This window comes from Streptomyces sp. NPDC001904 (assembly GCF_040297005.1).
Taxonomy (GTDB): Bacteria; Actinomycetota; Actinomycetes; order Streptomycetales; family Streptomycetaceae; genus Streptomyces.
The window spans coordinates 399,092-415,826 of the sequence record NZ_JBEOYI010000004.1 but is presented as its reverse complement, the minus strand read 5'-3'; the positions used below and the strand labels follow the sequence as shown (position 1 = coordinate 415,826).

Genomic DNA, 16,735 nt, shown 5'->3' with positions numbered 1-16,735 from the left:
GGCACTCGTCCCCGTGTCCGCCCTGCGGACGCGGGGTGAGACGGGGAACACGCGGAGGGATCAGCCCAGCGAGCCCAGCGCCGCCGCACGCATCGCGCCCAGCACCGGGCGGGTGTCGCCGGTGAACTGTTCGAACTGGAAGACGGCCTGGTGCACGAGCAGGTCGAGGCCGCTGAGCACGGGCCCGCCGCGCTGCTGCCAGGCCGCCGCGAGGGGTGTCGGCCACGGGTCGTAGATCACGTCGAACAGCGTGCCCACGCGCGCGGGCACCGCGTCGACCAGGTGGTCGGTGCTGCCCTTGGGCGTCGTCGCTATGACCAGCGGCGCCTCGAAGGCGCGGGCCGCGTCGTCCCAGGCGGCGATGCGCACGGGGACGCCGAGCCGCTCGCCCCAGCCGCGCATCTCGTCGGCCCGCTGCCGGCTGCGGACATGGACGACGACCTCGCCCGTGCAGATCCGGGCCAGCGCGGCGAGCGCCGAGGAGGCGGTGGCGCCCGCGCCGAGGATCGCGGCGGACCCGATCTTCTCGACGCCCTGTTCGTGCAGCGCGGCGACGAGCCCGGGGATGTCGGTGTTGTCGCCGGTCCGCCGTCCGTCGGCGTGGAAGACGACGGTGTTCACCGCCTCGACCGACGCCGCGGTGTCGGTGATCCCGTCGAGCAGCGGCATCACCGCCCGCTTCAGCGGCATCGTCAGCGAGAGCCCGGCCCACTCCTCGGCGCCGAGGCTCCTGAAGAACCCGGGCAGCGCCGCCTCGTCGACGTCGAACCGGTCGTACGTCCAGCCGTCCAGGCCGAGGGCCCGGTACGCCGCGGTGTGCAGCTGAGGCGAGAGCGAGTGGGCGATCGGGGAACCGAGAACTGCCGCCCTGCGTGCGTCAGTTGCCCTGCTGGCTGGCATTGAACTTGTCCTTCAGCTTCTCGAACTCTGCGTTGGTCTTGGCGAACTCGGTCTTGTGCATGCCGTCCGTCGCCACGAAGTACAGCCAGCCGTCGGTGGTCGGATTGAGCGTGGCGGCCAGCGCCTCGTCACCGGGGTTGCCGATCGGGCCGGGCGGCAGACCCTTGTGGTAGTAGGTGTTGTACGGGTCCGAGTCGGTGTTGATCTCGGACTCGCCGATGTCGATCTTGCTCTGACCCTTGGCGTAGTTGTACGTCGAGTCGAACTGGAGCTTGCCGACCGTCTCCATGTTGCCGGGCTTGAGCCGGTTGTAGACGACCTCGGCCATCTTGCGGAAGTCGTCGTGGGTCTTGCCCTCGGCGTTCACGAGGCTGGCGACGGTGAGCAGCTGCCACGGACCGTCGAGGTTCAGCTTCTTGGCCTGGCCCTCCAGGTCGAGCCGCTTGTACTTCTCGTCGGCCCGCTCGACCATCTGCTTCAGCACGTCCTCGGGCTTCATGCCCTTGGCGACCGCGTAGCTGGACGGATACAGGAACCCTTCCAGCGGGTCCTTCACGTCCTTGTGGTTGAGCGCCCAGGCCGGCAGGCCGAGGTCCTTGTAGCCGCTCCTGGCGGCCTTGGCCGTGGTGCCCGCGTCGACGCCCAGCTTCTTGTCGATCTTCTTGTAGACCGTGGCGTTGCGCATGCCCTCGGAGACGATCATGTTGGCTTTGCTCTTCGGGCTGAGCATCAGCTTGACCGCGCTCGACGCCGACATCTCGCGCTCGAGGATGTAGGCGCCCGCCTGGATCGTCTTGCCCTGCGGGTTCGCGGACTGGGCCGCGACGAAGGCGTCGACGCTCTGCACGACACCGGCCGCCTTGAGCTTCTGGCCGATGGTGTAGCCGTCGGAGCCCTTGTCGATGACGACACTGACCGTCTCGCCGTTGCCGTCGCCCGAGTAGTCCGGCGCCGTACCGAAGCGGTCCTGGTAGAACTGGTAGCCGAAATAGCCGACGCCGCCGACACCGGCCGCGAAGATCACCGTGAGCACCAGGCAGGCACAGCCGCTGCGGCGCTTCTTCGGTTTGCGGCCGCCGCGCCGGGCACCCCGGTCGTCACCCTCGTCGTCGTCATCGCCGCCGCCGTTGAAGAACGCGTCCTCGCCCTGGTCGGGGCCCGCGTCCCACTCGGTCTGCGGCTCGGGCGCGCGACGGCGGCCGGGCGGCTCCGGCGGCGGGTAGGCGTCGGGGGTGCTGTAGTAGTCCGGCTGATCGCCACCGTTGTACGCGGCCTGGTGGCCGGTTCCGTACGGGTCCGTGGGGTCGACGCCGTACGGCATCTGGCCCTGGCCGCCGGCGTCCCAGCCGCCCTGGCCCTGCTGCTGACCGCCGTACCCCTGCTGTCCGTAGCCCGGGTCCTGGCCGTACTCCTGGTTCTGACCGTAGCCCTGACCGTAGGCGGGGTCCTGGCCGTAACCGGGCTCCTGGCCGTAGCCGTGACCGCCCTGCTGCTGGCCGTGGCCCCACTCCCCGCCGTAGGCCTGCTGCGGCTGCTGCGGGTCGTAACTCCCCTGGCCGCCGTAGGCAGCCTGGCCGTGGCCGGCCTGCTGCTCCCACCCCTGGTCCCCGTACAACGGGTCCGCGGGGTGCCACGGTTCGGAGCCTTGGCCCCGGCCATAATCAGTCATCGGTCCCCTACAAGCCGCGAGGCGGGGAGGGAGGACCCGATGTCCGATCGGGAGGGCAACCGTTCCGCCTCTTGATGCTGTGCGGCAGCTGTTCGAACGCCGCCGATCGCGCGGAACGTTACCGTATCGCGATCAGACAACCACTTCGACGCCCTCGCCAGGGGCGTTTCCTGACGCCCGTTCGGACTCCAGTGCCTGCTGGAGGATGATGACGGCCGCCGCCTGGTCGATGACAGAACGGCCCTTTTTGGACTTTACGCCGCTGGCGCGCAGGCCCTGACTGGCCGTCACTGTGGTCATCCTCTCGTCCAGGAGCCTCACCGGAACGGGTGCGATGCCTCGCGCCAGTTCCTGGGCGAAGCCGCGGACCTTGGCGGCGGCCGGACCCTCGCCCCCCTTGAGGGAGCGGGGCAGTCCGACGACCACCTCGATCGGCTCGTACTCCTCGACGAGCTGCTTCAACCGCCGGTGGGCGGCCGGGACGTCTCGTCCCGGCACGGTCTCCACCGGAGTCGCGAGGATCCCGTCGGGGTCGCAGGACGCGACCCCGATCCGGGCGTCCCCGACGTCGATCGCCAGCCGGCGGCCTCTGCGCATCAGTTTGCGGTCTCCCCGACGAGGCGCTCGACGGCGTCGATGGCGTCGCCGATCGCGGCCGGGTTCTGGCCACCGCCCTGCGCGACGTCCGGCTTGCCGCCGCCACCGCCACCGAGGGTCTTCGCGGCGGTGCGGACCAGGTCGCCGGCCTTGAGGCCGCGGTCGCGGGCCGCGTCGTTCGTGGCGATGACCGTCAGCGGCTTGCCGTTGACCGTCGTGAACAGCGCGACGACCGCGGGGCGGCCGCCCTGGATGCGGCCGCGGACGTCGAGGACCAGCTTGCGCAGGTCGTCGGCGCTCGTGCCGTCGGGCACCTGACCGGTGACGAGGGCGACGCCGCGTACGTCCTTGGCGGAGTCGACGAGCCCGCCGGCGGCCGCCAGGACCTTCTCCGCGCGGAACTTCTCGATCTCCTTCTCGGCGTCCTTCAGCTTGCCGAGCATCGCGGAGATCTTCTCGGGCAGTTCCTCGCTGCGGCCCTTGACCAGTTCCTGGAGCTGGGCGACGACCGTGTGCTCCTTGGCCAGGAAGTTGTACGCGTCGACGCCGACCAGCGCCTCGATACGGCGGACGCCCGAGCCGATGGACGACTCGCCGAGCAGCTTCACCAGGCCCAGCTGGGCGGTGTTGTGCACGTGGGTGCCGCCGCACAGCTCCTTGGAGAAGTCGCCGATGGTGACGACACGCACCCGCTCGCCGTACTTCTCCCCGAACTCGGCGATGGCGCCCTGCTTCTTCGCCTCGTCGATCGACATGACCTCGGCCTGCACGTCGAGCTCGCGGGCCAGCACCTCGTTGATCTTCTGCTCGACGTCCGTCATCACGGCCGTGGGCACGGCGGACGGCGAACCGAAGTCGAAGCGGAAGCGGCCCGGCTGGTTCTCCGAACCGGCCTGGGCGGCCGTCGGGCCGAGCGCGTCGCGCAGCGCCTGGTGGGTCAGGTGGGTGGCGGAGTGGGCGCGAGCGATGGCGCGGCGACGGGTCACGTCGATGATCGCCTGGGCCGGAGCGCCGACGGTCACCTCGCCGACCTGGACGACGCCCTTGTGGACGTAGACGCCCGGGACCGGCTTCTGGCAGTCGCGGACCTCGACGATCGCGCCGTTGTCCAGCTTGATGCGGCCGGTGTCGCCGATCTGGCCGCCGCCCTCCGCGTAGAAGGGGGTGCGGTCGAGGACGACCTCGACCTCGTCGCCCTCGGTGGCGGCCGGCGAGGAGACGCCGTTGACCAGCAGGCCGACGACGGTCGACTCGCTGTCCGTCGACGTGTAGCCGATGAAGTCGGTGGCGCCCGCGGCGTCCGCGATCTCGCGGTACGCGCCGACGTTGGCGTGGCCGGTCTTCTTGGCCTGGGCGTCGGCCTTGGCGCGCTCCCGCTGCTCCTTCATCAGGCGGCGGAAGCCGTCCTCGTCCACGGAGAGGCCCTGCTCGGCGGCCATCTCCAGGGTGAGGTCGATCGGGAAGCCCCACGTGTCGTGGAGCAGGAACGCCTTGTCGCCGGCGAGGACGGTGGAGCCCTCGGCCTTCGTCTCGGTGACGGCGGTGTCCAGGATGTTCGTGCCGCCCTTGAGGGCCTTGAGGAACGCGGCCTCCTCGGCGAGCGCGACCTGCTCGATGCGCTTGCGGTCGGTGATCAGCTCCGGGTACTGCTCGCCCATCGTGTTGATCACGACGTCGAGGAGCTCCTGCACGACCGGTCCGGTGGCGCCGAGGATGCGCATGTTGCGGATGGCGCGGCGCATGATGCGGCGCAGCACGTAGCCGCGGCCCTCGTTGCCCGGCGTGACGCCGTCGCCGATGAGCATCGTCGACGTCCGCATGTGGTCGGCGACGACGCGCAGCGAGACGTCCGAGTCGTGCTTCGCGCCGTAGGCGACACCGGTCAGTTCGGTGGCCTTGTCGATGACGACGCGCAGGGTGTCCGTCTCGTACATGTTCTGCACGCCCTGCAGAATCATGGCGAGACGCTCCAGGCCGAGGCCCGTGTCGATGTTCTGCGAGGGCAGGTCACCGAGGATCTCGAAGTCGTCCTTGCCGGTACCGGCGCCGCGCTCGAACTGCATGAAGACCAGGTTCCAGATCTCCACGTAGCGCTCGTCGTTGACCGCCGGGCCGCCCTCTTCGCCGAAGTCGGGGCCGCGGTCGTAGTTGATCTCGGAGCACGGGCCGCAGGGTCCGGGGACGCCCATGGACCAGAAGTTGTCCTTCTTGCCCAGGCGCTGGATGCGCTCCTTCGGCACGCCGACGACCTCGTGCCAGATCCGCTCGGCCTCGTCGTCGTCGAGGTAGACGGTGATCCAGAGCTTCTCCGGCTCCAGGCCGTAACCACCCTTGTCCTGGGGGCTGGTGAGCAGCTCCCAGGCGTACTTGATGGCGCCTTCCTTGAAGTAGTCGCCGAAGGAGAAGTTGCCGCACATCTGGAAGAACGTGCCGTGCCGGGTGGTCTTGCCGACCTCTTCGATGTCCGGCGTGCGCACGCACTTCTGGACCGAAGTGGCGCGCGGCGCGGGCGGCTTGACCTCGCCCAGGAAGTAGGGCTTGAACGGGACCATGCCCGCAGGGACGAGCAGCAGAGTCGGGTCGTCGGCGATGAGCGACGCCGAGGGCACGACCTTGTGGCCACGCTCCTCGAAGAAGCTCAGCCAGCGGCGACGGATTTCAGCCGACTCCATCAGTGGTCCTCATTCCGGTTGTTGTACGCGTTGCGCGCGTTGTACTCGATGGGCTTGGGTTGCTTGGCGCTGAAGGTGTTCTCGACGACCGCGAAGCGGCGCTGCGGGGGCAGTTCGCCCTCGGCCGGCTCGCTCAGGCCCAGCGCGTCGCCGAGCTGGGCCTCACGCTCTGCCATGTTGTCGCGGACGTCGAGAGCGAAGTCCTTGAGCCGGTGGCCCGCTTCGACCGCCTTGTTCGCGGCCTGGGCGGCGAGGCTCTCCGGCGTCAGCTGCTTGATCTTGCGGTTGACCTTGGTGGTGGCCCACACGCCGGCGGCTGCGCCCGCGGTGAACCAGAACGTACGGCGGAACATAGCTTGGTCAGTCCCTCTTGTTCCGGTTGGCCCGCTTGGCGCGGCGCGACTGCGGGATCGCGCGGCTCACGATCACGGTACGGCGGGTCTGCTTCGCGGGCGCTTCCTTGCCGCGGCCACTGATGGCCCGGCGCACCCCGTAGCCGAACGCGGCCACCTTGACCAGCGGGCCGCCGAAGGTGGAGGCCACGGTGGAGGACAGCGCCGACGCGTTCGACGTGACTTCCTGGACGTCCGAGGCGATCGCGTCGACCCGGTCGATCTGCGTCTGCGCGGAGCGCACCGCCGTGGAGGCGTCCGCGAGCAGCGGGACGGCCTGATCGGTCACGTCCGCGACGAGCTTGGTGGTCGCCCTGAGCGTCTGGGCCAGCCTCGCGAGTGCCACCGCGAGGAAGGAGACCAGGATCGCCCAGAAGACGGCCACCAGGATCCCGGCCACCTCTCCACCGGACACTTGGCACCGCTCCCTGGTTGTCTGCTGTTGACACCGCTGCTGAACATCGAAAAGTCGTCCCCCGAGCCTATCGCGCCCCGCCCCGCGCTCCACACCGCATTCCCCTCGGTACCGCCGCACTTTGATCGAACCGATTGTACGGAGTGAGTACGGATGAGTACGCTCCGTGTGCTATGTCACGCACTCCGCGCCCCGACCCCGCCTCCGCAGGTCCCCTGCGCCCCGGCAACCTCCCCCATGAAGTGAACCGTTTCGTCGGCCGGACCGCCGAACTCGCGGCCCTCCAGGAGGCGCTGACGGCCGCGCGGCTGCTCACGGTCACCGGGCCGGGCGGGGTCGGCAAGTCCCGGTTCGCCGCGCACGCGGCCCCGCGGATCCCGCGGGAGCTGTGCACCGACGGGGTGTGGCGGGCGGAGCTGACGGCGGTCCGCCGGCCGGAGCTGGTGGAGTACGCGCTCGCCGAGGCCCTGGGCCTCACCGACCACACCACCCGGCCCTCGCGCGAGGTGCTGCTCGAGCATCTCGCCGAGCGCTCGCTGGTCCTGATCCTGGACGGGTTCGAGCACCTGGTCGACGCCTGCGCCCGTCTCGTACGGGATCTGCTGGGCGCGGCGCCGGATCTGCGGGTGATCGCGGTGGGCCGCAGGCCGCTCGCGCTGGGCGGCGAGCGGCTGCTGCCGCTGGCGCCGCTGCCGCTGGAGGGCGCGGCGGAGCTGTTCGCCGACCGGGCGGCGGAGCTGCTGCCCGGCTTCCGCCTCGACGACGGCAACCGGTCCGACGTCCTGGAGGTGTGCCGCCGCCTGGACTGTCTGCCGCTCGCCGTGGAGCTGGCGGTGGGGCGGCTGCGGGCGCTGTCGCCCGCTCAGCTGGCGGAGCGGCTCGACGACCGGTTCCGGCTGCTCACGGGCGGCGGGCGGGACACGCCGCCCCGTCATCAGACCCTGCGCACGGCCATCGGCTGGAGCCACGAGCTGTGCACGACGCGGGAGCGGCTGCTGTGGGCGCGGCTCTCGGTGTTCTCCGGCTCGTTCGACCTGGAGGCCGCCGAGTACATCTGCGGCGGCGACGGGCTGCACGCGGACGCGCTCCTGGACGTGCTCCAGGAACTCATCGGCCAGTCCGTCGTGACCCGCGAGGAGACGCCCGCCGGAGTGCGCTACCGGATGCTGGACACGGTCCGCGCGTACGGCGCCGAGTGGCTGGACGGCGCCGGCGACACCCACCGGATGCGGCGCAGGCACCGCGACTGGTACATGGGCCTCGCGACCTGGTGCGAGCTGGACTGGTTCTCCCCGCGGCAGGGCGAGGTGGCGGCCCGGATCGACGGAGAGCTGCCGAATCTGCGCGCGGCCATGGAGTTCTGTCTGAACGAGCCGGGCGAGACCCATCTGGGCCAGTACCTGGCGGGCACGCTGTGGTTCTACTGGGCGGGCTGCGGGCATCTCGCGGAGGGCCGGCACTGGCTGGAGCACAGCATCGAGCTGGACGCGGCGAACGGCGGGCACGCCGAGTCCGCGTACCCGGACTCCCGGCTCAAGGCGCTGTGGGTGCTCGGCTATGTGGCGATCCTCCAGGGCGACACGGTGCCCGCGCTCGCGGCGCTGCAGGAGTGCCGCGACGAGGCGGAGCGCACGGGCAACGCGACGGCGCTCGCCTACGCCGTGCACCGCACCGGCTGCCTGGCGCTGGTCACGGACGACATGTCGCGCGCGGAGCTGCTGCTGCGCGAGTCGCTGACCCGCTACCGGGAGATCGGTGAGCTCAACAGCAATGTGCTGATGGGGCAGGTGGAGCTGGCGATGGCGCTGGCCTTCCGGGGCGAGCTGGGCCAGGCCGTCGCGCTGTGCGAGGACGTTCGGCAGGTGTGCGAGGACCACGGGGAGCGGTGGACCCGGGCGTACGCGCTCTATGTGCTCGCCTACGCGCGGTGGACCGAGGGCGAGCCGGCCGCCGCCCGGCGGCTCCTCGACGAGTGCCTGACCATCGACCACGAGTTCCGTGATCTGCTCGGCACGGTGCTGGCCGTGGAGCTGCTGGCGCTGGTCACGGTGGCGGAGGGGGACGCGGCCGAGGCGGCGGTGCTCCAGGGCGCGGCGGGCCGGATGTGGTCGTCGGTGGGCCTGCGGCTGTTCGGCTCGGGCCACTACAACGTGCCGCACGAGCTGTGCGAGGCGCGGTCCCGCGAGGCGCTGGGCGACGCCCGTTTCGAGGAACTGACGCACGAGGGCGGGCTGCTGGGCCACGACGAGACGGTGGCGCGGGCGCTCGGCGGGAGTTCGCCGGCGGCCCCGGTGACGGTGCCGCGGCCGGCCCGTGCGCTCGCCCCGGAAAAGCGAGAACCCGCCGCCTCCCCCACCGCGAACGGCGGGGAGACGACGGGCTGAAACGCAGGTGAGACTACGTCCGCTGGTCGGTCAGCGGGCGTAGTACTCGACGACGAGCTGCTCGTCGCAGATCACGGGGATCTCCTTGCGGTTCGGGTCCCGGTCCAGGCGGAAGGCCAGGGCCTTCAGGTTCACCTGGAGGTAACGCGGGGTCTCGCCCTCGGGGGCGAAGCCACCCTCACGCGCGACCTGGAACAGCGGCTTCTCGCGGCTGCGCTCGCGGACCATCACGACGTCGTCGGGACGGACGCGGAACGAGGGCTTGTCGACCTTCTGGCCGTTGACCTCGATGTGGCCGTGGACGACCATCTGGCGCGACTGGTAGATCGTGCGGGCGATGCCCGAACGCAGCAGCAGCGCGTCGAGACGGCGCTCCAGCTCGATGACCAGGGCCTCGCCGGTCTTGCCTTCGGCCTTCTTGGCGCGGTCGTAGGCGCGGGCCATCTGCTTCTCGCTGATGTCGTACTGCGCGCGCAGACGCTGCTTCTCGAGCAGACGGACCTTGTAGTCCGAGTTCTGCTTGCGGCCACGGCCGTGCTCGCCCGGCGGGTAGGGGCGGGCCTCGAAGTACTTGACGGCCTTCGGGGTCAGCGCGATGCCGAGGGCACGCGACTTCTTGACCTTGGGGCGGGACTGGTTCGCCATGAACCAAACACCTCATGTTTCTGATGCGAATACGGCTTCACCAGGGTTTGGGAGGTCGCATCCGCAGCCCGGGAAACCCGTCCATCACGAGGATGGGTGGGCAGCCGCTCCCGGATACTGGGCACATACGTGCAGCACGCGAGTGGCCCACCGACCTGGTCCCGGAGTACGGGAGGGTGGTGGGCTGCCCGCGACACCTTCGAAGGTGCGCGACGCTCCTGGACCCCCTGTGCCTCGCGGTTCGGGGGATCCGGCTGGATGTCCTGCTCTGGTGACGCCCTGTCTCCCTTTCGGGACACCGGGCACAGGACACAGCACTTCGGGGAAGTCTACCGGATGGCTCAGCGGCAGCTTGCCAGCAGGTCCTGGAGGGCCTGCTTCTCCGGCGGGGTCACCGTCAGCGCGTACTTGGTCTTGATCCCGGTCCAGCGCCGCCCGTACTCGCACCAGAACGCCTTGTTCGCGGGCTTCCACTTGTCCGGGGTCTTGCTGCTCTTGTCGTAGTTCGCCGTCTTGTCGGCGGCCAGCAGGACGTCGAGGTCGTTGGCGTACGTGAGCCGCTTCTTCGGTGTCCAGGCCCAGGCTCCGGCCCGCCAGGCGGCGCCGAGCGCGACGACGTGGTCGGTCTGGATCTGGGAGGCCCGGCGGTAGTAGTAGGGCAGGTTCTTGCCGGTGTACGGGTCGTGCAGCGTGCCGGAGATCACCACGCAGCGGTTGCGGTCGCCCTCGCGCAGGTCGGCGAGGTCGCGGCGCAGGACGTCGTCGCGGGTGTCGCAGCCGTTGTGCCCGCCCGGGGCGTCCACGTCGTCGCTCCAGCCGTCGCCGAACTCGCTCCTCTTGTACGTCTGCCAGTTCTTGCCCCAGGCGACGGTGAGGGTGGTGAGCTGGGCCTTGGCCTGCGCCGCGGTGGGGGGAAATCCCTGGCTCAGGGCTGCCGCCTGTGCCGGGTTCTTCTGCTGCCCGGTGCCGCATGCGGCGGCGCCGAGCAGCAGGATCGCGGTGGCGCCGGCGGCCGTGATGCGCATGGGGTGAGCCTAGGTGGGAGCGGGCCGGAGTGCCCGCCGAGCGCCGTCTGCCGGGTGGCGGCCTCGTCGCGGGCTGCGGGCCGGTGGCCGCTTCTCGCGCAGTTCCCCGCGCCCCTGAGGCATGCGCTCCGCGCAGCCTCCCCTTGATGAGATGGCGCACGAAGTGCGCATCTCAGGGGCGCGGGGAACTGCGCGACCAGCCACGACGAGAGCGGCACCCGGAAAAACAACCCGGACGGCAACGGGTCAACCGGTGCCCGACTCGCCCCGCAACCGCTCGCGGACCCGCTCGACCACATCGGCGTACCGCGCCTCGGCCCCGTACCGCGTGGGCTCGTAGTACCGCCGGCCGGCGATGGCGTCCGGCGCGTACTGCTGGGCCGCGATACCGCCGGGGACGTCGTGCGGGTACACGTACCCCTGGGCGTGCCCCAGCTTGGCGGCGCCCTTGTAGTGGCCGTCGCGCAGATGGGCCGGGACCGGGCCGGCGAGACCCTTGCGGACGTCCTCCATGGCGGCGCCGATCGCGGTCGTCGCCGCGTTCGACTTCGGGGCCAGCGCCAGCGCGATCGTGGCGTGGCTCAGCGTCAGAGCGGCTTCCGGGAAGCCGATCATGGCGACGGCCTGCGCGGCGGCGACCGCCGTGGGCAGGGCCGTCGGATCGGCGAGACCGATGTCCTCGCTGGCGGAGATCATCAGCCGCCGGGCGATGAAGCGGGGGTCCTCGCCGGCCTCGATCATGCGGGCCAGATAGTGCAGCGCGGCGTCCACGTCCGAGCCGCGGATGGACTTGATGAGGGCGCTGGCGACGTCGTAGTGCTGGTCGCCGTCGCGGTCGTACTTCACCGCCGCGCGATTGACGGTCTCCTCGACGCTTTCGAGGGTGATGCTGTCCTCGCTCTTGGCGAGGGCGGCCCCGGCGGCAGCCTCCAGCGCGGTGAGCGCCCGCCGGGCGTCCCCGCCCGCGACGCGCAGCAGGTGCTCCTCGGCGTCCTCGGCCAGGGTCACGGCTCCGCCGAGCCCTCGCTCGTCCGTCAGCGCCCGCGCGAGCAGCCCGCGCAGATCGTCGTCGGTCAGCGGTTCGAGGGTGAGGAGGAGGGAGCGCGAGAGCAGCGGTGAGATCACCGAGAAGTACGGGTTCTCGGTCGTCGCCGCGATCAGGGTCACCCAGCGGTTCTCCACCGCGGGCAGCAGCGAGTCCTGCTGGGCCTTGCTGAAGCGGTGGATCTCGTCGAGGAAGAGGACGGTCTCCTTGCCGTGGCCGCCCATCGCCCGCCGGGCGCCCTCGATGACGGCCCGGACCTCCTTGACGCCCGCGGTGATCGCGGACAGCTCCACGAACCGCTTGTTCGTCGCCTTGGAGACGACGTAGGCCAGGGTCGTCTTGCCGATGCCGGGCGGACCCCAGAGGATCACCGACGACGCGCCGGCCGGACCGCCGCCGCCCTCGCCGACCAGGCGGCGCAGCGGCGACCCCGGCTTGAGCAGATGCTGCTGTCCGACGACTTCGTCGAGGGTGCGCGGGCGCATCCGGACGGCCAGGGGGCTCGCGGAGGGGTCCTTCTCCTGGCGTTCTTCGGCTGCGGCGGTGAAGAGGTCGGGTTCCACGGACAAAACCCTAAGTCACCCCACTGACAACCCCGCGGGGAGGCGTCAGGCCCAGAGCTTGTCGCCCCAGCGCGTGAAGATCAGGACGGCGATGATGCCGATGTGCACGACGGGCAGCGCCCACGTGAAGTCCTCGAAGAACGTCTTCAGCCAGCGCGGGGCCGGCAGGAGGTCGTTGCGGATGTTGGACGACGTGACGTACCAGAACATGAGGATCGTGGCGACCCAGGCCAGGCAGCACCACAGGCACAGCGCGTTGATCCGGTACAGGGACTGGAACTGCAGCCAGGTGACGAAGCCGACGCCGAACAGGCAGCCCACGTTGAACGTCAGCCAGTACCAGCGCGGGAAGCTGGCCCGCGCGAGCAGGCTCATGCCCACACAGATCACGACGGCGTAGGCGGCGAGGCCCAGCATCGGGTTGGGGAAGCCGAAGACCGACGCCTGGTCGCTCTTCATGATGCTGCCGCAGGAGATGACCGGGTTGATGGAGCAGCCCGGGATGAAGTTCGGGTCCTCCAGCAGCTTGAACTTGTCCAGCGTGATGACCCAGGCGGCGAGCAGCCCGGCCGCTCCCGTGATCACCAGGAGCAGTCCGAACCCACGACTGCCGCCGACCGTGCGTGGGGCGCCCGCGGTGTCGATGCCGCGGGAGACGCTGTCGCTGTCGCTTGCTGTGGTCGTCTTGCTCATCACGCCGATCCGTATGTGAGAGGTGAGGCCTGCGGGCACGCTCATTCTGCCGTACGGGTGCGGGTGTCCACCGTTCGATGGACATAAGGATGTCCTCCCGTAGGGCCCGGAACGCGTGGTTCGACGGGACGCTCGTCGGCATGACCCCACAGACAGCGGAACTCGCGGTGGACGTACGGCGGCTGCGCAAGCAGTACGGCGACGTGAGCGCGGTCGACGGCCTCGACCTGACGATCAGGACCGGCGAGGTGTTCGGCCTGCTCGGGCCGAACGGCGCGGGCAAGTCCACGACGGTGGAGATCCTCCAGGGCAACCGGGCCCGGGACGGCGGAGAGGTGACCGTGCTCGGCGCGGACCCGGGCAGCGCGGGCCGCGCCTGGCGGGCCCGGGTCGGCATCGTCTGGCAGGACGAGTCGGCGCCCGCGGAGCTGACGGTGCGCGAGACCGTACGGCACTTCGCGCACTACTACCCGAAGCCGCGCGACCCGGACCGGGTCATCGAGCTGGTGGGTCTGGAGAAGAAGGCGAACGCCCGGATCAAGGCGCTCTCGGGTGGGCAGCGGCGCCGCCTCGACGTGGCGCTCGGTGTGATCGGCGATCCGGAGCTGCTGCTCCTGGACGAGCCGACGACCGGGTTCGACCCCGCGGCCCGTCACCAGTTCTGGGAGCTGATCCGGATGCTCGCCGCCGAGGGCACCACGATCCTGCTGACCACGCACTACCTCCAGGAGGCCGAGGCGCTCGCGCAGCGGCTCGCGGTGATCGCCTCCGGCCGGGTCGTCGCGGAGGGCGCCCCCGCCGAGCTGCGGGACCGCTACGGCAGCGACGCCACCGTGGAGTGGACCGAGCCCGACGGAACCCCGCGCAGCGAGCGCACGGAGACCCCCACCCGCACGATCGCCGAACTCACCCGGCGCTTCGACGGCGAGATCCCCGGCCTGCGGGTCGGCCGCCCGACGCTGGAGGACGTGTACCTCCGCCTCACCGGACAGGAACAGGAGACGGGACGATGACCACGGACACGCTGGCGGAGACCGGCACGAGAGGCGCCGAACGCCTTCCCGGCGCCTGGCGGTTGGGGCTGCGGCGCGGCGCACTGGAGATCAAGCAGTTCTTCCGGCTGCGGGAGCAGGTGGTGTTCACCTTCGCCTTCCCGGTCGTCTTCCTGTTCCTGTTCGCGTCGATCTTCAGCGACGACGTGCGGGGCGCGGGCGTCACCGCGTCGCAGCTGTACGTGCCCGCGATGATGGCGGCGGGCATCATGTCGACGAGTTTCCAGTCGCTCGGCATCTCGATCGCCATCGAGCGCGACGAGAAGGTGCTGCGCCGGCTGCGCGGGACGCCGATGCCGGCGGCCGCCTACTTCCTGGGAAAGGTCTGGCTCGTGCTCGTCACGGGCCTGCTGGAGACGGCGATCCTGCTGGCCGTCGGCACGGCGTTCTACGACGTCTCGCTGCCGTCGAGCCTCGGCAAGTGGCTGACGTTCGGCTGGCTGTTCCTGCTCGGCATCACGGCGTGCGCGCTGCTCGGCATCGCGATCGGTTCCGTACCGAAGTCCGGCCGGAGCGCGACCTCCGTCGTCGTTCTGCCGTTCCTGGTCCTGCAGTTCATCTCCGGGGTCTACATCTCGATCGACACGATTCCGGACTGGATGCTGAACATCGGGGCGGTGTTCCCGCTGAAGTGGCTGTGCCAGGGGCTGCGCGGGGTGTTCCTGCCGGACTCGGCGCACGTCCTGGAGCAGGCGGGCAGCTGGGAGTTCGGGAAGGCGGCTCTGGTGCTCGGGGCCTGGTGCGTCGGAGGATTGGTGCTGTGCCTGCTGACCTTCCGCTGGAACAACCGACGCGCCGGGTGACCGCCCGTACCGATCCGCGGGGAGAGCACGCCTGGGACCGCACCTTCCGGCTCTGGGACGGCTACTTCGCGGTCGTGTGGCTGGCCACGCTGGTGTTCGTCCTGGGCACGGCCCAGCCGGCGTGGCCCGTCCGGCTCGGCGCGGGGTGTCTGATGGTCCTGCTCGTCCCCTGGTACCTGGGCTACGGCCGGTCCGTACTGGTGACCGAGGGATTGGACGAGCGACGGGCGGTGACGTACGTCGCAGGGGCCGTCGCCGTGTACCTGATGCCGGGTGTCCTGGTCGGCGAGACACGGCTGATGGCGTTCGCCCTCGTCCCGCAGTGCTTCATGGCGCTGCGCTACCGCAGGGCGATGGTCGCGGTCACCGTCGTCAACCTCGCGCCGGTCGTGGGCTGGGCCCTCCTGTGGGAGATCAGCGGCCGGGACCTCTTCTTCAACTCCGTGTTCGCCGTGGTGACGCTCGTCTTCTCGGCGGCCTTCGGCGGCTGGACGATCCGGATCATGGAGCAGAGCCAGGAGCGGGCCGATCTCATCGCGGAGCTGGACGCGAGCCGCGAGGAGATCGCCCAGCTCTCCGCGGACCGCGGGGCCCTGGCCGAGCGCGAGCGGCTGTCCCGGGAGATCCACGACACCCTCGCCCAGGGCTTCACCAGCATGCTGATGCTCGTCCAGGCCGTCGAGACCGAGCTGACGACGGACGTCCCGCAGGCCCGCCGCCACCTGCGGCTGATGGCGGACACCGCCCGGCAGAACCTCGCGGAGGCGCGGGCGCTGGTGGCCGGCGGTGCCCCCGCCGACCTGGACGGCGCGTCCCTGCCCGACGCGCTGCACCGGCTCGCGTCCCGGCACGGCGCGGACGTGCGGATCACCGGCGCGGCCCGGCCGCTGGCCCCCGGCCTGGAGGTCGTGGTGCTGCGCGGCTGTCAGGAAGCCCTGTCCAACGTCCGCAAACACGCGGCTCCCGACACCGCCGTGCACGTCCGGCTCGCCTACGCCGCGGCGGACCTGACCCTGGTCGTACGGGACGCGGGCCCCGGCTTCGTGCCGGGCGCGGGCGGCGACGGCTTCGGGCTGCGCGGGCTGCGGGCGCGCGCCGCCGAGGTCGGCGGCACCGCCGTCGTCGACAGCGCGCCCGGCACGGGCACCACCGTCACCGTCCGGCTTCCCGTACCCGAAAGGACCCTTCCGTGATCCGTATCCTGCTCGCCGACGACCATCCCGTGGTGCGCGAGGGCCTGCGCGCCATGCTCGACGCCGAGCCGGACCTGACCGTCGTGGCCGAGGCGGCGAACGGGCCGCGGGCGGAGGCGCTCGCCGCCGAACTCGCCCCGGACATCGTCCTGATGGATCTGCGGATGCCCGGCGGCGACGGCGTCGAGTCGATCGTCCGGATGACGGCGGCCGGGCTGCCGTGCCGGACGATCGTCCTGACCACGTACGAGACGGACCGGGACATCCTGCGGGCCGTGGAGGCGGGCGCCGCGGGCTATCTGCTCAAGGACATGGCCCGGGCCGAGCTGACCGGCGCGATACGCGCCGCCGCGCGGGGCGAGACCGTGCTGGCCCCCTCGGTCGCGGCGCGGCTCGTGGACCAGCTCAGGACGAATCCGGAGCGTCCGCGGTTGTCCGAGCGGGAGACGGCGGTGCTGCGGCTGGTCTCCGACGGGTGTACGAACGCCGAGATCGGGCGGCGTCTTCATGTCGCCGAGTCGACGGTGAAGACGCATCTGCTGCGGGCGTTCGGCAAGTTGGGGGTGGACGACCGGACGGCGGCCGTCACCAGTGCGATGCGGTACGGGTTGCTGGAGTAGGGGTTCGTCGTGGCTTCCCGCGCAGTTCCCCGCGCGGGAACTGCGCGGGAAGAGGCCACCGGCCTGC

The 16,735-nt window shown here is 70.9% G+C and carries 15 protein-coding genes; 5 read left to right on the top strand and 10 right to left on the bottom strand.

What is annotated here, in order from left to right; all coding sequences use genetic code 11:
- Positions 1–60: 60 nt before the first annotated feature.
- The 6 genes from ABT127_RS09030 to ABT127_RS09005 all read right to left on the bottom strand — a co-directional run bounded on the left by ABT127_RS09030 (position 61) and on the right by ABT127_RS09005 (position 6,645).
- Positions 61–900, bottom strand: coding sequence for a shikimate dehydrogenase (locus tag ABT127_RS09030; RefSeq protein WP_351446124.1), 840 nt, complete (start codon positions 898–900; stop codon positions 61–63).
- Complete coding sequence (gene mltG, locus ABT127_RS09025; RefSeq protein ID WP_351446123.1) at positions 878–2,569, bottom strand: endolytic transglycosylase MltG; 1,692 nt, start codon at positions 2,567–2,569, stop codon at positions 878–880. The genes ABT127_RS09030 and mltG overlap by 23 nt, the downstream gene beginning before the upstream one ends.
- A gap of 132 nt (positions 2,570–2,701) precedes the next feature.
- On the bottom strand, positions 2,702–3,166 hold the full coding sequence (gene ruvX, locus ABT127_RS09020; RefSeq protein ID WP_351446121.1) for a Holliday junction resolvase RuvX: 465 nt from the start codon (positions 3,164–3,166) through the stop codon (positions 2,702–2,704).
- Positions 3,166–5,838 (bottom strand): alanine--tRNA ligase, encoded by a 2,673-nt coding sequence (gene alaS, locus ABT127_RS09015; RefSeq protein WP_351446119.1) that lies wholly within the window; start codon positions 5,836–5,838, stop codon positions 3,166–3,168. The genes ruvX and alaS overlap by 1 nt, the downstream gene beginning before the upstream one ends.
- Complete coding sequence (locus tag ABT127_RS09010) at positions 5,838–6,191, bottom strand: DUF6167 family protein (RefSeq protein ID WP_351446117.1); 354 nt, start codon at positions 6,189–6,191, stop codon at positions 5,838–5,840. Before ABT127_RS09010 ends, alaS begins: the two co-directional genes overlap by 1 nt.
- A gap of 7 nt (positions 6,192–6,198) precedes the next feature.
- A complete protein-coding gene (locus ABT127_RS09005) occupies positions 6,199–6,645 on the bottom strand; it encodes a DUF948 domain-containing protein (protein WP_351446115.1) in 447 nt (148 codons plus the stop codon).
- A 173-nt stretch (positions 6,646–6,818) separates the two neighbouring features.
- Between ABT127_RS09005 and ABT127_RS09000 the strand changes: the two genes are divergently transcribed.
- Positions 6,819–9,029: an ATP-binding protein gene (locus tag ABT127_RS09000; RefSeq protein WP_351446113.1), complete on the top strand. Its 2,211-nt coding sequence runs from the start codon at positions 6,819–6,821 to the stop codon at positions 9,027–9,029.
- Positions 9,030–9,059: 30 nt separating this feature from the next.
- On the opposite strand, the gene rpsD is transcribed toward ABT127_RS09000, so the two are convergent.
- The 4 genes from rpsD to ABT127_RS08980 all read right to left on the bottom strand — a co-directional run bounded on the left by rpsD (position 9,060) and on the right by ABT127_RS08980 (position 13,000).
- Positions 9,060–9,674 carry a 30S ribosomal protein S4 gene (rpsD, locus tag ABT127_RS08995; RefSeq protein WP_018534860.1) on the bottom strand — a complete coding sequence of 205 codons (615 nt, stop codon included), beginning with the start codon at positions 9,672–9,674 and terminating at the stop codon, positions 9,060–9,062.
- Positions 9,675–10,015: 341 nt separating this feature from the next.
- A complete protein-coding gene (locus ABT127_RS08990; RefSeq protein WP_351446111.1) occupies positions 10,016–10,699 on the bottom strand; it encodes an HNH endonuclease family protein in 684 nt (227 codons plus the stop codon).
- Between the two features lie 246 nt (positions 10,700–10,945).
- Positions 10,946–12,307, bottom strand: a complete 1,362-nt coding sequence (locus tag ABT127_RS08985; RefSeq protein ID WP_351446109.1) for a replication-associated recombination protein A — start codon at positions 12,305–12,307, stop codon at positions 10,946–10,948.
- Between the two features lie 45 nt (positions 12,308–12,352).
- Positions 12,353–13,000 carry a vitamin K epoxide reductase family protein gene (locus tag ABT127_RS08980; RefSeq protein WP_351446107.1) on the bottom strand — a complete coding sequence of 216 codons (648 nt, stop codon included), beginning with the start codon at positions 12,998–13,000 and terminating at the stop codon, positions 12,353–12,355.
- Positions 13,001–13,140: 140 nt separating this feature from the next.
- Here ABT127_RS08980 and ABT127_RS08975 point away from each other — a divergent pair, with 140 nt between their 5' ends.
- Genes ABT127_RS08975 through ABT127_RS08960 form a run of 4 tightly spaced genes read left to right on the top strand, consistent with a single transcriptional unit; the run spans position 13,141 to position 16,668 of the window.
- The gene (locus tag ABT127_RS08975; protein WP_351446105.1) at positions 13,141–14,013 is read left to right on the top strand and encodes an ABC transporter ATP-binding protein; all 873 of its coding nucleotides are present in this window, start codon (positions 13,141–13,143) and stop codon (positions 14,011–14,013) included.
- A complete protein-coding gene (locus ABT127_RS08970) occupies positions 14,010–14,855 on the top strand; it encodes an ABC transporter permease (protein ID WP_351446103.1) in 846 nt (281 codons plus the stop codon). The genes ABT127_RS08975 and ABT127_RS08970 overlap by 4 nt, the downstream gene beginning before the upstream one ends.
- Positions 14,852–16,048 (top strand): sensor histidine kinase, encoded by a 1,197-nt coding sequence (locus ABT127_RS08965; RefSeq protein WP_502971669.1) that lies wholly within the window; start codon positions 14,852–14,854, stop codon positions 16,046–16,048. Before ABT127_RS08970 ends, ABT127_RS08965 begins: the two co-directional genes overlap by 4 nt.
- Entirely contained in the window at positions 16,045–16,668 is a 624-nt protein-coding gene (locus tag ABT127_RS08960) for a response regulator (RefSeq protein WP_351446099.1), read from the top strand. Before ABT127_RS08965 ends, ABT127_RS08960 begins: the two co-directional genes overlap by 4 nt.
- Positions 16,669–16,735 lie beyond the last annotated feature (67 nt).

Coding starts and splice junctions, on each gene's coding strand:
- ABT127_RS09030 (WP_351446124.1), bottom strand. CDS start 900: ATGCCAGCCAGCAGGGCAACTGACGCACGCAGGGCGGCAGTTCTCGGT.
- ruvX (WP_351446121.1), bottom strand. CDS start 3,166: ATGCGCAGAGGCCGCCGGCTGGCGATCGACGTCGGGGACGCCCGGATC.
- mltG (WP_351446123.1), bottom strand. CDS start 2,569: ATGACTGATTATGGCCGGGGCCAAGGCTCCGAACCGTGGCACCCCGCG.
- ABT127_RS08990 (WP_351446111.1), bottom strand. CDS start 10,699: ATGCGCATCACGGCCGCCGGCGCCACCGCGATCCTGCTGCTCGGCGCC.
- ABT127_RS08970 (WP_351446103.1), top strand. CDS start 14,010: ATGACCACGGACACGCTGGCGGAGACCGGCACGAGAGGCGCCGAACGC.
- alaS (WP_351446119.1), bottom strand. CDS start 5,838: ATGGAGTCGGCTGAAATCCGTCGCCGCTGGCTGAGCTTCTTCGAGGAG.
- ABT127_RS08980 (WP_351446107.1), bottom strand. CDS start 13,000: ATGAGCAAGACGACCACAGCAAGCGACAGCGACAGCGTCTCCCGCGGC.
- rpsD (WP_018534860.1), bottom strand. CDS start 9,674: ATGGCGAACCAGTCCCGCCCCAAGGTCAAGAAGTCGCGTGCCCTCGGC.
- ABT127_RS08975 (WP_351446105.1), top strand. CDS start 13,141: ATGACCCCACAGACAGCGGAACTCGCGGTGGACGTACGGCGGCTGCGC.
- ABT127_RS09010 (WP_351446117.1), bottom strand. CDS start 6,191: ATGTTCCGCCGTACGTTCTGGTTCACCGCGGGCGCAGCCGCCGGCGTG.
- ABT127_RS09000 (WP_351446113.1), top strand. CDS start 6,819: ATGTCACGCACTCCGCGCCCCGACCCCGCCTCCGCAGGTCCCCTGCGC.